This is a genomic window from Secundilactobacillus mixtipabuli, assembly GCF_002217925.1.
Lineage (GTDB): Bacteria > Bacillota > Bacilli > Lactobacillales > Lactobacillaceae > Secundilactobacillus > Secundilactobacillus mixtipabuli.
This window is the reverse complement of the sequence record NZ_BCMF01000009.1, coordinates 74,627-89,859: the sequence shown is the minus strand read 5'-3', so window position 1 is coordinate 89,859 and position 15,233 is coordinate 74,627. Positions and strand designations below refer to the sequence as shown.

The following is a 15,233-nucleotide window of genomic DNA, read 5'->3' as shown; positions in this document are numbered from 1 at the left end:
CCTAAAACCTGTGAGTAACCACTAGTAACCCGTTAGTGAACAGGTTATACTCATCAATGCTATTAGATTTCGCTTGTTAAGCGAACATACACAAGGAGAGACACACATGAAGAAATTAGTCATTTTATCAGGTAGCTTGATTGCTGCATTCAGTTTACTTGGTGCAGGAGTAGCCACCCAGACACAGGCATCAGCAAAGACCACCGTTGCTGCAGGAAGCCCTAGCCTATCCATTAACAAAATTTACGCCAACGCGACATCAGTATCTGGAAAAGCCAGCAAGGGTGTCAAAATTGTGGTTGAAAACAGCAAGAAGAAGCAAATTGCTAGCTCAACAGCATCAAAAACGACTGGTAAATATACCGTGAAGTTGCCAGCTAAGCAAAAGGCAGCGACTAAACTTTACGTTTATGCCAAAGCTGCCAATGGGCACTATTTCTACCGGATCATGACGGTTCAAGCAACTGCTTCTAAGACAACTGCTAAGAAGTCGTCTTCAACAAAGGCAGCTGCCCATTCTACTTCAGTTAAGACCACACCCAAAACGAGTTCTAAAAAGACAAGTACGTCTTTAAAGACACCAACGGGAACGTGGAAATCAACCAGCTACAAGGGCTGGTCAATGAAATTGACCTTTAGTCAAAAAACGGGCCTGAACGAATACACTTACCAAGGCAAGAAAGCAACCCATGTGTTGGCCAATGCACGGTACAGCGTTGATGCTAAATCAGCTAATTTCTGGAAGATCAATGTCACTGCCAAGGGCGGTGCTAAATCAACCTTCTACATGCGCTTTACAAGCAGTCACAAGTTCATCTTGGTCAACAGTAAGAACCAAGCCATCAAAACGGCATTTGGTAAAGCGCCATCAAGTCTTTACACGTTTAATTTGCAATAAGCGCTGATTTGTCAGCCATATTAAAAAATAGACTTCCACTTATAGGAAGTCTATTTTTTATGCTGTCAGAAAGGGCAGCTTCCCAAATGGTTTGCTTACATAACCCTGTCTGTTACAATTAATTTGGATCATTAGGAAACGGAGGGGAAGCTTATGACAATGATGAACGCAATCGGCGCAACCGCGGACCAGCAATTGATTGATCTGCAATTACCCAAACCTGTTGCCAGTGCGAATCGGGTACTGGTTCAGGTGGAAGCTGTTTCAGTTAACCCGGTAGACACCAAACTTAAAGAGATGGTCAATGACACGACAGCACCTAAAATATTAGGTTATGACGCGGTGGGCCGGGTCGTTGAAACTGGTGATGAAGTCACTAAGTTTAAAGTTGGTGACCGCGTTTTTTATGCCGGTAGTACTCAGGTAGCGGGTTCAAACTCAGAATATCAGTTAGTTGATGAACGACTGGCTAGTTTAGCACCAAGATCGCTGAGCGTTGCCGAAGCTGCGGCCATGCCACTGACAGCTTTAACGGCATATGAGCTGTTATTTGAAAAAATGCCCTTTGTCGGTAAGGCAAATCAGAATCAGAAGCGGACGCTGCTTATCATTAACGGCGCAGGAGGCGTTGGGTCGATCATGTCACAGTTAGCTCACTGGGCAGGAATCACTGTTTTAGCAACTAGCAGTCCTCAAAATTTTGAATGGCTCAAACAAAACGATGTTGACTATCCCCTGGATTACCACGGTGATTTATTGCAGGAGATTCATCATTTGGGTTATGAATCACTAGATGGCATCGCCATTTTGTATAATCCGGAAGATTACTTTGATTTAGCTGCTGAACTCGTTAAGCCGTTCGGCCATATCGGGTCAATTGTCGGTAGTCCAGTAGATTTGCCGTTGTATAAAATTAAAAATAAGGCTGCCAGTTTTGACTGGGAGTATATGTTTGCAAAGAGTGATGCGGACTACAACGTGAACAGTCAGGGGAAGATCCTGCAGCTGGTTGCACGCTTGTTAGATCAAGGCGTACTCACATCGACGCTGACCCAAGTCAAGTCGGATGGTATCAACGCCAAAAGTTTAACGGAGGCCCATCGATTAGTTGAACAGGGCGATGTTCACGGTAAACTTGTATTAACTGGTGAGTTCAATGCACCAGCAGAAAGTCGGAGCGAATTTTAATGATTGCAACCAAAAAAGAAGTCCGCTTACCGTCACTCTTTATTGCTAATTTAATGCTAAATACCGGTGCGGCTTTTATGTGGCCGCTAACCACGGTTTATATGAACAAAACGTTGCACGAATCATTGACCACTGCTGGTGCTGTTTTACTGATTATGTCATTAATGATGATGATCGGTAATTACGTCGGTGGGGTGTTATTTGATCGCTGGTCGGCTTACCTAACCGGCATCCTGGGAGCTGGATTATCATTGATTGCGATGATTTTGCTCATCTTTTTCCACGGCTGGCCGATGTTTGCAATTTTACTGATTATTGTTGGTTTTGGTGATGGTATCAGTCTGACAGTTGGTAATTCATTTGCTGCTACCATTACGAGTACATCAGTCCGCAAGGTGTTTAACCTGATGTATATTGCGTTAAACGTCGGTGTTGTCATTGGGACACTATTAGTTGGTTATTTATTGGAACACGGTGTGACAGTGGTTTTCACAGTCACAACTTTTTGCTACATTCTACTATTTATCCTGATGGTGACAGAGTTTAAAGTTGACGTGAAGAGTGCGCAAAGCAAGCATCAAAATGACGGCCGAGTGCCAAGTGTAAATCTCCATGTTATCTGGTGGATCTGCTTAATGGTCTTTGCGATTTATACCAGTTATTCACTTTGGGAGAGTGTTCTCTCCGTTCACATGACGAATTTAAACATTCCGTTTAAGGATTATAGCCTGCTTTGGACAATGAACGGGTTTTTGATTGTATTCGGCCAACCGCTGATGAACAGATTATTTGTTAACCATCGATTGGTGACTCAAGTTGGGCTGGGCGCGTCTATTTTTGCGCTCTCGTTCTTTGGGTTGATCTTTGCAAGTCAATACTCGGATTTTGTTATTATTATGATCGTACTCACAATCGGTGAAATGATTGGTTTTCCGGGTTTGCCAGCATGGGTTGACGGTTTAGCTAAGAATGGTCGAAAAGGTAAATACCAAGGGATGTACAATGTTGCCATTTCGCTTGGTAGAGCGGTTGGGCCACTATTTGGCGGTCTAATGATTGATTACTTCAGCTACCAGGCACTGTTTTTATGTGTTGGGCTGGCAATGTTACTGTCGCTTGGCGGCGTTTTACTCAGTCATCGGCAATTAAACAATTAAAACGAGCGTGCCACACAACTCGATTAGACAAACAACCGCTATCCCAGGGGTTTACGGGACAGCGGTTGTTTGTGTTGTATTAAATAGCCTCAATTTGAGTTAAGCAATTTTCCAGATTAATTGATGTTGAATCCTTGTTGCTGGATCACCTGAACTAATTCAGCTCTCAGTTTTGGATTCCGTCCCAATTCTTGGACGATGTGCTGGCTAAAGGTCGTCTTTTTCAAATGACTGTTACGGTGCGCATAATAATCTGCTGTTACCGTGTCGTAGGCAGCCATTTGCGAGTCAAAATCGGCTGGCAAAGCGTACTGATTACTAAAGTGCATCAGTGATTGTGGCAACCTTGGTTTTAAATCTGGCTGTTCGGCCGGATGACCAATGGCAAGCCCTAGCAACGGGAAGGTGAGTTCTGGTAAATTCAGCAGTTCAATCACGCGTTGCGTGTGATTTAAGATGCTGCCCATAATGGTGCTGCCTAACCCGATACTTTCGCCAGCGGTGACGATGGCCTCAGCGGCAATGGCAACGTCAAAAGCACTGGCCATGAACTTATCAAAAGAACGGAGAATGGCTGGATCTGCGTTAGCCCGTTCAGCAATTTTAAGGTTTCGATGCTGATCAGCAATCAACATGAAATAGTGGCCACTTTTTTCCAACCAGTGGTGACCAGTGATGTCGCCAAGTGCGCGTTTAATGGCTGGATCAGTAATACTGATAATGCTGTATTGCTGCGCAAAGGTGCTGGTCGCTGCGTGCTGGGCAGCCGCAACTAAGGTAGTCACTTCATCGTTAGTCACGGGTTGATCAGTAAACTGACGGATGCTGCGGTGCTGATTTAACAGTGTCAAAATATCGTTCGTCAAAAAATCGTCTCCTTACAGATTTAGAAATTGAACGCGTTCAACTAATTTCTTATAAACCCGTGCCTCGTCGGCGGGAACGCCCCGGAGTTCATAATCATCAATAAAGGGGGCATCGAATTTTTCGCAATAACGGCGTGCTGTCAGGCAATACTGTTCGTTGAAGTTTTTATTGCCGCTGCCAACGACTCCAATAAGCTGTTTGGCATTGTCGTGGTAATCGATGTACTCACCCATGACGTTTGTCATCAGTTCCTTAACGCCATTATCAATCCCGTTACCGCCGTCTAAATAAGTGGGAACGAAGCAGAAGAAGGGCTTGGTTTCATCAGCAAAGTCGGTTTGTTCGGAAATCTCAGTGGCTTCGATTTCAGGTAAGCTCTTATTTTTAAGGTGCTGTGCCAATGCGTAGTGGGTCAAATGCTCGACAAAATTACGCGTATTGCCTTCAATTGAAATAAATAAAATTCGTATTGAATCCATGGTGTTTTTCCTCCAGATTATAGATATAATGGTAGATGTTGTGTTGACGGCAAACGTGATACATACTGATAGTATTACCACTTAATTGTAGGCTATAAAGACTATTGAAAGCAAGAAGCAGAAATTAGGTTACTTAATTACTGGTCAATCATTATTTATATGATATAACTGTGATAATGAATGACCACAGAGGTGAGAAAATGACGGAAAAACAGGATTTAAGAGTTCGGCGCACGAATGAGCAGATCACCAAAGCGTTTTTTGGTTTGCTTAAGGAAAAGGGATTTAAGACCATGACGGTGCAGGATATTAGTAAACGCGCGCGGATCGGTCGATCAACTTTTTACAGTCATTACTACGACAAGTATGATTTACTTGAAAAATTGGTGACAGAATATACGGAAGTCTTCCGGCGAATCGTGGATCAGCGTTTTAGTGTGCATACCCCTGAGATTGGTTCAAACACGGTTAAAGTTCTGATTATTGCGTTGACGCAGTATCGAGAAATCCTGTTACAGTTGTTTGAGATCCACACAGAAACGGCTGATTTAGAACGTAACTTCAAACAGATTTTACGCTCAACCGCTTATCAATATTTTCAGCACGTGGAATTGCCTAGTGAAATCGATTTACCATTAGATTATTTGAGTGATCTTTATGCCAGTAACGTCATGCTGTTCTTGCTTTGGCAGTTACGTCATGGTAAAAACGATTCTGTGATTCAATTCGGTGATCGGCTTCAAGAATTTGTTCTGAATCCGACGCAGGGAATTTAAGCTCTAAAATTAAGTAGAAAAGGTAGAGGAAAATCGTGTCATTATTTAAAAAGGCCAACGCACTTCTTCAAACTAAAGCGGTTGTAACGTCATTTATGCCCTGTTTATTGGGATTGTTGTTTGCGGGTAATTACTATCATAGCTTTCATCTGTTCAACAGTCTGATGATTGTGGTCAGCGTTGTTGCCTTTCATTTAGCAGTCAACGCACATAATCAATATAAAGATTACGAGCGATTTCGGGGTAAGGATAGCAATAATAATATTCTAAAGAATTTCCAGATTACGCCAGCCCAAGCACGAACAACGATTATTGGGCTTGCTTTATTTTCAATGGTCATTGGCCTCATCCTTGTTTATCGGACGGGATTACCAGTGCTCTGGATGGGCATGCTGAGTTTTGCTGTAGGCTATTTCTATTCTGGTGGGCCGTACCCGATTTCCAAGACACCTTTTGGGGAACTCTTCTCCGGACTAACAATGGGTTACAACATTACTTTTTTAACAACCTATGTGAATATGTACCAGCTGATCGATATTCACGGTCTATGGTTTAAAACGCTGATTGTGGCCATCCCAGCAATCTTTACCATTAGTAACATCATGTTAGCTAATAATATTGCGGACCGACGGGAAGATCCAGCATTAGGGCGAAAAACAATCGTCTATTACTGGGGCAAAAAAGGTGGCCTTTTATTGTGGCAGGTCAGTTTTGTGATTGCTTATGCAGGTATTTTATTAGCGGTTATACTGGGGTATTTACCGGTACTGACACTGCTTTGCTTGTTGACGATTCCAGTTGTTTGGCGTAATACGGTGCGTTTCAGTAAACACCCTAAGAAGGAAACAACCTTTTTATATGCCATCATCAATGCACAGCTGATTCTAGCGGCGACCGTTATTGGTGGCGGGTTGGCGTTAATTTTCTAAAAGCGATATTTTTTAATCAAATCAAAAAGAGAGTGTGGCGTAACTCGGTAGATTCCAGAATTTAAGACAAATAACCCCCGTCCCGATGCTTTTGTCGGGATGGGGGTTATTTGTCTTAAATGGCCTAAATCTGAGTTGTGGCACAGATTTAGGCAATATGAAAGCAGTGAACAAAAATAAGCTGAACTTTCATGTTTCAGTTGAAAGTCAGCTTAAATCCTTGTCAATATAGACTTATATCACAGCCACTTTTTGTCTAGTCACAATCTAAATTATTCATCGTGATTATCATCGCTGTCGTCATCACTATTTGCTGGAGCAGGTTCATTAACCGTGACTTCAAACCAGTTAATAAACGAGTTCTCATAATCAACGACTTTGAAATCGAAGTTATCAATGTGAAGAACAGTCCCTTGCTTGATATCAGGGTGATTATCCAGAATCGAGCCCGCTAGTGTCACGACATCGTTAGTTTCGAATTCTTTAATATCAACGTCAAAGTAGCGTTCAAAGTCATAGGTCGTCATTTTACCGCTAACTTGGTAGGTGCCGTTCGGCTGTTTGAAAATATCTTCGTTGGAAGAATCATCAATTTCGTCACGGACAGTACCAAACAATTCTTCGTAAATATCCTTATCCGTAATAATACCTGAAGTACCACCATATTCATCAACGACCACCACGATGGGGGTCTGTTTTTGAATCATTTGTTGAAGAACCTGGGTGATCGGTGTGGACTCTGGGGTCGTTGAAATGTGCCGTAACAAGCGATCAATATGAATCGTTGGATCAACTTGCTGCTGACGAATTAAATCGTAGTTATAGACATATCCAAGAATCTTATCTTTATCACCATCGGCTACAACGGGTAAACGGGAGAACTTCTCTTGCAGATACATGCGAATGGCTTCTTTAACGCTGGCTGTGATATCAATGACGACTAAAGCAGTTCGGTCAATCATAATATCTTTAGCGACCTTATCGTTTAGTTCAAAGGCTCTGCGCATATAAACGTAGTCGTTCTTTTCTAGTTCACCACCGGCAACGGCGTTTCGCGACAAACTCAAAATTTCAGCTTGCGAGAAAACTTCCTCGCTTTCGTTAGCAACGGGTAAACCAAGCAACCTAACCACACCGTTAGCAGAAACGTTCAGCAACCAAACGAATGGATAGAACAGGATATGGCAATAGTGCAGTGGAGTCGTCACATATCGAAGGACCTTTAAAGGCATATCGATAGAAATATTTTTCGGGACAATTTCAGTGAAGACCACTTCTAAGTAGGTCAGAAACAGGATACCGAATACGGCACCAATTGCATGAGCCGTGGCACCACCCGGATTGGTGTGTGTTAGATTCAACAGGTCGATCAAAATCGCCGAAATGGTCGATTCACCTAACCAACCTAAGATGATCCCTGCAACTGAAACACCCACTTGAGTTGTTGAAAGATACTCATTTAAGTTCGTTACCATTTTTAACGAACGGGTTAATCGTTTTTTAGAGCCCTCTCCATTGTCCAAGGCCTCTTCAATGGCACTCGGTCGAGATTGAACTAAAGCAAATTCACAAGCCACAAAAAAGGCTGCGATGAAGAAAGTGATTAATATGACAATCAAATTGATAATTATCTGACCACTATCCAAGAATTCATTCCTCATTTCATAATAAAATCAACATTTGAAGTTTATTCTCCATTATAACGCTTGTGGGACTCTTTTTTAACCGTTGGCTAGGAATTTATTGAAAACGGCTGACGATAAACGAAGCCCCTCAGTTATAGTGGAAATGTTTCGGAAATTAAGTTGATTTAATGGATGGATGCGGAGGTAACGGTATCAACAATTTCGTTAGTTGCTGATTTAGCTGCGATTGGTCCAAAGGTGAAAATATCGGCCAAGGAGTTACCGCCTAATCGGTTACCCGCGTGAAGGCCGCCGGCAACTTCACCAGCCGCGTAGAGGCCACTGATCTGGTTGCCATCTTTATCTAATACGTGAGCGCCTTTGTCGATGGTCAGGCCGCCCATGGTATGGTGAATGGCAGGCTTTCTTGGTGTTGCGTAAAATGGTGCTTTTTCAACCTTTAAATCAAAAACATTTTTGCCGAAGTCAGGGTCTTTACCTTGATCTACGTATGAGTTATAAGTGGCGACCGTTTTTGTCAGCGTCTCTGGATCCATGCCGATTTGAGTCGCTAAATCAGCCAAGGTATCAGCTTTAAATAGTCGTCCGTCCTTAACTTGCTGTTCTAGCTGTTCCTCGCTTGCATTATAAGCGGTCTTCTTGATTTCATTATCTGCAATCAAGTAGAAAAGACCACCGTTTTCAAAGGCGGCTTTTGCTAATACGTCACGTTCGGCGTATTCGTTTACAAACCGTTTTCCTTGCTGATTGACCATTAAGAAATTGGCTGGTGGGCATTGGATACCTGAGAACAATTCACCCGTCTTAGGGTCTGAAACGGGCATCATTTGAATAAAGCCCATCCCGGTAACCGCGGCGTGTGCCTGCTGACCCAGCTTGATACCGTCACCCGTAATCGTTGGTGCATTAGTCGTGGCAATATCATCATCAATGTTTTCCCAAGAGGTATTGTACTTTTGAACGAGGGCAGTGTTAGCACCGAAACCACCGGATGTAATGATGACCGCTTTTGCTTGAACGGTAAAAGTGTGGTCGCCTGGCTTTTCAACCAGTACGCCGGTGACATGACCCTTTGCGTACAATAAGCGTGTGACAGGACTATCCGTTAAGATAACGCCGCCATTGTGCTTGACGTAGGTACTAAGGGTGGAAATATAAGCACCGCCAGCGTTTTCAACCGGTTTGTGGCCGCGCCGCCAAAGTGCGCCCACGGGCATGGCAACGTCCGTCGTGTCAAACTTAACCCCAATTTTTGCGAGCCATTTTTCGGCTGCTAAGTCATTGTCAGTTAAGGCCTTAACCAGTTGATAGTTGCCGTAAATTCGGTTGCCCTTTAAATCAGTTCGGGTACCGCCCAAATAAGTTTGGATACGGTGGAGTTCAACTGAATCAAAGAGGTAAGACTTTTTATCTTTAATGTCAGCAAAGTAGGCTTTAATTTGTGATTGCAGTGTCTTGAAATCGTCCTGATATTCAGGATCAATGTCATCAACGCTCATATCCAGCAAGTCTTGCAGTGTTTGGTGTTCTCCCGGTAGAGCGTCAAACTGATTTTGCCATTCGGGATCGGCTGCGTTCATTGGACCGCCAGTGCGGATCGTATTACCACCTAATGCTGGCGCCTTTTCCAAAAGAACAACTTTTCGTCCTTGGTCTAAGACAGTGGCTGCGGCAGCCAATCCGGCACCGCCACCACCGATAATAACGACGTCGGTTTGCAAATCGCTATTTTCTGTTACCTTCGGAATAAACTTATCTCGATTCTGCCATTCAGTGGCATCTCCGCCGGCTTTCGTAACGGCTTCGGCAACACCATTTAAAATACCATGGCTAGTTTCTGAAGCGCCCGTAACGGCATCAACGTTTAAGGTTTGACCGTTGACGATAGCATCAGGAATGCGGTCGTAGACCACGTCACTGATACCAGCTGTCTCAGTTTTCTGGTCGATATCGATTGATTCAATTCGGTTTTCTGAAAAGGTGACAGCCATGGGAAATGTCCCGTTATGCCCTTGAGCCGAAACAGTGTACTTACCTGGTTTAAATGTTTGCCTTTCATCTGCCATGCGATAACTTCCTTTTATTGTTCATTTTTGATAATGTTAGCGGATACATTATTAATTCTACCATGAATCGGCGAGGTGTGTTGGGTGATGGTTTAAGCCTTTGATATTCAATCGGTTAGTAGCCGGATAAGACAGTAAGGGCAGACTATTATCCCCGAGCTGTCGGTATTTAAACAGCATTATTACACACCTTTTTGAAAAGAGTGCTAAAATAAAATTGCAACACAAATCAAAGGAGATCTTAGTTATGGCAACAAAAAGTGCAGATAAGGATAAGGAAGCTGAAACAACCAAGCCGGCTTTTGAATATACCGATGAAATGATTCAAAAGGCTGCCGACCTGATTGCCAAACAAGGTTACGTCACCCGTAAAGACATTCCAGAAATGAAAGATTTGGACTGGGCTTACGGTTTGGGAGAAAAAGTCGACAAGTATTTCAACAATAAGAATGCTGGTCGCTATATCTACCATGAAGATTTTGATTTTGCTGGTGGTGACATCGCCGACATTATTTTCGATATGGACCAAGTCAAGACGCGTAATGACGCCCTTAAGAAGTTGGGTGAAGTTTTAGGCGACAAGATCATTAATGGTCACTTGGACGAAATCGAACATGACATTACAAATTAGCCTCTGAAGCCTCGCCCTGCGGTGGGGCTTTTAATATGCGGTTAAAAACTAAAAAAGCCCTATCTAGAAATCAGATTGTGAAATTTATGATTAGAATGCTGTTGTTATCAGTCTAGTTTTAAAGCTGTTCAAATTTGTGAAACTTGTCTACTAAGATATCCAAAATACTTACATATCGGACTTTAAAGAGACTTTTGGCCATGCACTAACTAAAAGTTAAACGTTTACATGATTTTGTATTGGTGGTAACATCAAAAGTGAATTATGTAACATACAAAATTAAGTTTAATAATAGGAGTGTCAATCATGAAGGAAAACTTTGATTTCTTAATGCCAAGTGTCAACTTCTTTGGTAAGGGTGTTATCACTAAGATTGGTGACCGTGCCAAGATGTTAAACATGAAGAAGCCTTTGATCGTTACTGATAAGGTTTTGGAAGGTATGGATAATGGTCCCGTTGCCCAAACGTTAGCTTCTTTGGATGCTGCCGGTGTGGATTATGTTGTTTTTGATGGCGTTGAACCAAACCCTAAGATTCGTAACATCAAAGCATCAAAGAAAATGTATTTAGACAACAATTGTGACAGTATCATCACTGTCGGTGGCGGTTCTTCACATGATTGTGGTAAAGGAACTGGTATTATCTTAACCAACGGTGACGATATCACTAAGTTGGCTGGTATCGAAACACTTGAAAATCCATTACCACCATTGATGGCCGTTAACACCACTGCCGGGACTGCTTCAGAATTAACCCGTCACTGTGTGATCACTAACGAAGAAACTAAGCTGAAGTTCGTTGTTGTTTCATGGCGTAACATTCCATTGGTTTCCTTCAATGACCCAATGCTTGAATTAGACGTACCAAAGGGCTTAACTGCCGCAACTGGTATGGATACTTTCGTTCAAGCTATCGAACCATACGTTTCAACCAACCGTAACGAAATCACTGACGGCCAATGTGTTGAAGCCATTAAGTTAGTTGAAGAAAGCCTTCGTGAAGCTGTTTCAAACGGCCACAACGTCGAAGCTCGTACTAAGATGGTTGAAGCTGAAATGCTTGGTGGTATGGCTTTCAACAACGCTGACTTAGGTTACGTTCACGCCATGGCTCACCAATTGGGTGGTCAATACGATGCCCCTCATGGTGTCTGCTGTGCAATGCTGTTACCAATCGTTGAAAAGTACAACATTCCAGCTTGCCCAGAACGGTTTGCTGAATTAGCTAAGATCATGGGCGAAAACACCGATGGTTTGTCAACTCGTGATGCAGCTGACTTGGCAATCAAAGCAATGCGTCAGATGTGTGACGATGTCAACATCCCACGTTCAATCAAGTCAATTGGTGCAAAGCCAGAAGACTTCGAATTGATGGCTGAAAATGCTTTGAAGGATGGGAATGCTTTCTCTAACCCACGTAAGGGGACTAAGGAAGATATCGTTAAGTTATTCCAAGAAGCTTACGACCAAAAGTAATTAACGTTAAATTAAATTGAAATTTAGCGAAGAGTGTGTGACAAAACTCGGTAGATTCCAGAATTTAACGTAAAATAGGCCTATTCCGACGAACTTTGTCGGGGTAGGCCTATTTTACGTTAAATGGCCGGAATCTGAGTTTTGTCGCATGATTAGGCTATATTGAAGGATCGAACCAAAGGATAATCCTAACGAATTTTAATTAAAAAATTGATTGAAATATTTGTCGATATAGACTTATGGCACAACCTCTTTTTTGACGGAAAATGCCAATGTCAATGAAAGCCTGCTTTCACAGTTAGTGAAAAATTACACGATTTAATTTTCATTTGTTCCTAGCTATTGCAATCGGTTACAGGTTATGATAATCTGTTTTCTTGTGTTGAACTTTAGTTTATATACGGTATTTTTTATAGGGTAAAACGATTTACGATATTTTGCGCTTATCTTACCAGGCGTTACCATTCAAGTATTTAACTGTCGGATTTGTGAAAGGATGTTTTAATTTGAAGAAGACAACGGTCATTAACTCAGAATTATCTACGGTCATTGCCGGTATGGGACACATGGACTGGCTCAGTATTGGTGATGCTGGCATGCCTGTACCCATGGGGACTAAGAAGATTGATTTGGCATTAACCAAGCAGCTACCTAGCTTCATTGATGTTTTGAAGAATATCTTGAGTGAATTAGAAGTTCAGAAAATTTACTTAGCTGATGAAATCAAGACTCAAAACCCCGATCAATTGAAGGCGATTCAAGAGCTTATGCCAGACGTTGAAGTTGCCTTTATGCCTCACTCTGATTTAAAGAAGAATTTGGCCAACACCCATGCTTTTGTTCGAACGGGTGAAATGACACCATTTTCAAACATTATTTTGGAATCAGGCGTTACTTTCTAGTTTTTTAATTATAGTAAAAGGTTTTATCAATTACATTTATTATTCTAAAGGAGTTTAAAACATGGAAACTACTGAAACCCAAGAAACCAGTGTCAAAAAGAGTCATGGCTGGACACAGCTTTCCGATGGCTATTTAAGCAAGACACCGATTTTCCAGTTTATCTTAGTCTCATTGATTTTCCCACTTTGGGGTGCCGCAGCCAGTTTGAATGATATTTTAATCACTCAGTTTAAGACGGTTTTCTTATTGAACGATGCCGCTACTGCATTCGTGCAAAGTGCCTTTTATGGGGGTTACTTCTTAATCGCAATCCCAGCTTCATTAATTATTAAACGAAACAGCTATAAATTCGCGATTATGACCGGTTTGATTTTCTACATCCTTGGTTGCGCAATGTTCTTCCCAGCATCACGGGTGGCAACGTACAGTATGTTCCTGGTTGCCATTTTTGCCATTGCCATTGGCTTGAGTTTCCTTGAAACTGCCAGTGACACCTACAGTTCAATGCTCGGACCGAAGCAGTACGCTATTTTACGATTGAACTTTTCACAGACCCTTGTGCCATTGGGTGATATTACCGGTATCCTGCTTGGAAAATACCTGATCTTTGGTACTGTTGGGAACTTGTCTGAAAAGATGGCCCACATGCACGGTGCAGCCCGGATTGCTTACGGTGAAAAGATGCTGCAATTAACCTTGCGGCCATACAAGTACATCCTGATTGTCTTGATCGTGATGCTGATCATCTTTGCCTTGGTTCCAATGCCACGGGCAAAGGCCACTGCTGAAGCTAAAGTTGAAGGCGGCGTTGCTGAAGAAGAACGGCCAGCTTTAGGCGAAACCATCAAGTACCTTTGGCATAACACTGGTTTTAAAAAGGGTGTCTTCACTCAATTTATTTACGCTGGTCTTCAAACAACGGTTTGGTCCTTCACTATTCGGTTGGCTTTGAACTTAAACCACAGTATTACCGATTCTGCAGCCTCAACGTTCATGATCTTTAGTTACATTGCTTGGTTTGTGGGTAAGCTGGTCGCTAATACCTTTATGAGCCGGTTCTCAATTACCGGGACTTTGACGGTTTACTCATTACTTGGTGTTATCAGTCTTATCTTAACGTTTACCATTCCCAACATGACTGCCGTTTACGCTGCAATCATGACCAGTTTCTTCTTTGGACCTGAATGGCCAACGATTTACACGCATACTTTGGATCAAGTTACGGAAAAGAAGTACACGGCAACTGCCGGGGCAATTATCGTTATGGCATTGATTGGTGGGGCGATTATCCCAGCTATTCAAGGGGTCGTTTCTGATTTATCCGGCTCAATGCAGTTCTCATTCATTGTGCCAGCACTTTGCTTCCTTTACATCACGGTTTACTTCTTCCTTGAATACCGTTTTGAGAAAAAGCATCCCGACGAAATTCAAGAACATTAATAACAATTGAGCTTGAATCTCGCTGAAAAATTTGGTGCATAGTTGATTAATCAAATGATTAAAAAGTTTGACCTTTAAGCGATTAAATAAAAAAGTCTCCAAACAATCATTCAACGATTGCTTGGAGACTTTTTGTAAATACTGATTTATCAGCGTTTGTGTCCCGCTAAAAAAGAAAAATTAGCACTCTCAATATTTGAGTGCTAATTTCTTGCATTCCTGACCAATACTGACTAATATATACAATGTAAGGTTGGTAAGGAGGTAAGAACCCATTACCGACCGACCTTATTTGAAAATTCTGAAAGGGGTTTTGCTCTATGACTAACTACTTAACTAACAGAAACTTTAACGATTTGGATCCAATGAACTTCTTCAGCGACTTAGGTAACTTTGGTCAGAAGTTCTTTAACAATGACGAAATGAAGACTGACATTAAAGAAAATGACAAGAGTTATGAAGTTGCTGCTGAATTACCTGGCTTCAAGAAGGACGGCATCCACATTGATTACCGCGACAACACGTTACGGATCAACGCCGTTCACAACTTGGATAAGGAAGACAAGGATGAAAAGGGCCGTGTCCTTCGTCAAGAACGCAGCTCCAGCAACATTACCCGCAGCTTCTATTTGCCAGGTGTTGATGAGGAAAATGTCAAGGCAACCTATGATGGCGGTATTCTCAAGTTGACGTTACCAAAGATGACGGAAGACAAGCAGGATAGTCACCACATTGACATTGACTAATCAAAGATGAGTAATATTTGATTGCAGCCAC

14 protein-coding genes are annotated in these 15,233 nt (G+C 42.3%); 10 read left to right on the top strand and 4 right to left on the bottom strand.

The window, feature by feature from the left end; all coding sequences use genetic code 11:
- The first annotated feature begins 106 nt into the window (after positions 1-106).
- The 3 genes from IWT5_RS09590 (at position 107) to IWT5_RS09580 (ending at position 3,243) form a co-directional block, all read left to right on the top strand.
- Positions 107-898 (top strand): Ig-like domain-containing protein, encoded by a 792-nt coding sequence (locus IWT5_RS09590; protein ID WP_089109731.1) that lies wholly within the window; start codon positions 107-109, stop codon positions 896-898.
- 153 nt (positions 899-1,051) lie between these two features.
- Positions 1,052-2,086 (top strand): zinc-binding alcohol dehydrogenase family protein, encoded by a 1,035-nt coding sequence (locus IWT5_RS09585; protein WP_089109730.1) that lies wholly within the window; start codon positions 1,052-1,054, stop codon positions 2,084-2,086.
- Positions 2,086-3,243 carry an MDR family MFS transporter gene (locus IWT5_RS09580; protein WP_089109729.1) on the top strand — a complete coding sequence of 386 codons (1,158 nt, stop codon included), beginning with the start codon at positions 2,086-2,088 and terminating at the stop codon, positions 3,241-3,243. The genes IWT5_RS09585 and IWT5_RS09580 overlap by 1 nt, the downstream gene beginning before the upstream one ends.
- A gap of 116 nt (positions 3,244-3,359) precedes the next feature.
- On the opposite strand, the gene IWT5_RS09575 is transcribed toward IWT5_RS09580, so the two are convergent.
- Both IWT5_RS09575 and nrdI read right to left on the bottom strand, forming a co-directional pair.
- Positions 3,360-4,109, bottom strand: a complete 750-nt coding sequence (locus IWT5_RS09575; RefSeq protein WP_089109728.1) for an NADPH-dependent oxidoreductase — start codon at positions 4,107-4,109, stop codon at positions 3,360-3,362.
- A 12-nt stretch (positions 4,110-4,121) separates the two neighbouring features.
- Positions 4,122-4,589 carry a class Ib ribonucleoside-diphosphate reductase assembly flavoprotein NrdI gene (gene nrdI, locus IWT5_RS09570; protein ID WP_089109727.1) on the bottom strand — a complete coding sequence of 156 codons (468 nt, stop codon included), beginning with the start codon at positions 4,587-4,589 and terminating at the stop codon, positions 4,122-4,124.
- 200 nt (positions 4,590-4,789) lie between these two features.
- On the opposite strand from nrdI, the gene IWT5_RS09565 reads away from it, so the two are divergent.
- On the top strand, positions 4,790-5,365 hold the full coding sequence (locus IWT5_RS09565) for a TetR/AcrR family transcriptional regulator (RefSeq protein ID WP_159459317.1): 576 nt from the start codon (positions 4,790-4,792) through the stop codon (positions 5,363-5,365).
- A 35-nt stretch (positions 5,366-5,400) separates the two neighbouring features.
- Positions 5,401-6,294 carry a prenyltransferase gene (locus IWT5_RS09560; RefSeq protein ID WP_089109725.1) on the top strand — a complete coding sequence of 298 codons (894 nt, stop codon included), beginning with the start codon at positions 5,401-5,403 and terminating at the stop codon, positions 6,292-6,294.
- Between the two features lie 272 nt (positions 6,295-6,566).
- Here the strand turns inward: IWT5_RS09560 and IWT5_RS09555 are convergent, their stop codons facing one another.
- Both IWT5_RS09555 and IWT5_RS09550 read right to left on the bottom strand, forming a co-directional pair.
- Positions 6,567-7,955: a hemolysin family protein gene (locus IWT5_RS09555; RefSeq protein WP_191981305.1), complete on the bottom strand. Its 1,389-nt coding sequence runs from the start codon at positions 7,953-7,955 to the stop codon at positions 6,567-6,569.
- Positions 7,956-8,104: 149 nt separating this feature from the next.
- The gene (locus IWT5_RS09550) at positions 8,105-10,006 is read right to left on the bottom strand and encodes a flavocytochrome c (RefSeq protein WP_089109723.1); all 1,902 of its coding nucleotides are present in this window, start codon (positions 10,004-10,006) and stop codon (positions 8,105-8,107) included.
- Between the two features lie 247 nt (positions 10,007-10,253).
- Here IWT5_RS09550 and IWT5_RS09545 point away from each other — a divergent pair, with 247 nt between their 5' ends.
- From IWT5_RS09545 to IWT5_RS09525, 5 genes are all read left to right on the top strand, one after another.
- Positions 10,254-10,637: a hypothetical protein gene (locus IWT5_RS09545; protein ID WP_225360266.1), complete on the top strand. Its 384-nt coding sequence runs from the start codon at positions 10,254-10,256 to the stop codon at positions 10,635-10,637.
- 306 nt (positions 10,638-10,943) lie between these two features.
- Positions 10,944-12,113 carry an iron-containing alcohol dehydrogenase gene (locus IWT5_RS09540; RefSeq protein WP_089109721.1) on the top strand — a complete coding sequence of 390 codons (1,170 nt, stop codon included), beginning with the start codon at positions 10,944-10,946 and terminating at the stop codon, positions 12,111-12,113.
- A 506-nt stretch (positions 12,114-12,619) separates the two neighbouring features.
- The gene (gene rbsD, locus IWT5_RS09535; RefSeq protein ID WP_089109720.1) at positions 12,620-13,015 is read left to right on the top strand and encodes a D-ribose pyranase; all 396 of its coding nucleotides are present in this window, start codon (positions 12,620-12,622) and stop codon (positions 13,013-13,015) included.
- A gap of 61 nt (positions 13,016-13,076) precedes the next feature.
- A complete protein-coding gene (fucP, locus tag IWT5_RS09530; RefSeq protein WP_089109719.1) occupies positions 13,077-14,456 on the top strand; it encodes an L-fucose:H+ symporter permease in 1,380 nt (459 codons plus the stop codon).
- Positions 14,457-14,776: 320 nt separating this feature from the next.
- Positions 14,777-15,202 carry an Hsp20/alpha crystallin family protein gene (locus IWT5_RS09525; protein WP_089109718.1) on the top strand — a complete coding sequence of 142 codons (426 nt, stop codon included), beginning with the start codon at positions 14,777-14,779 and terminating at the stop codon, positions 15,200-15,202.
- The last annotated feature ends 31 nt before the right edge of the window (positions 15,203-15,233 follow it).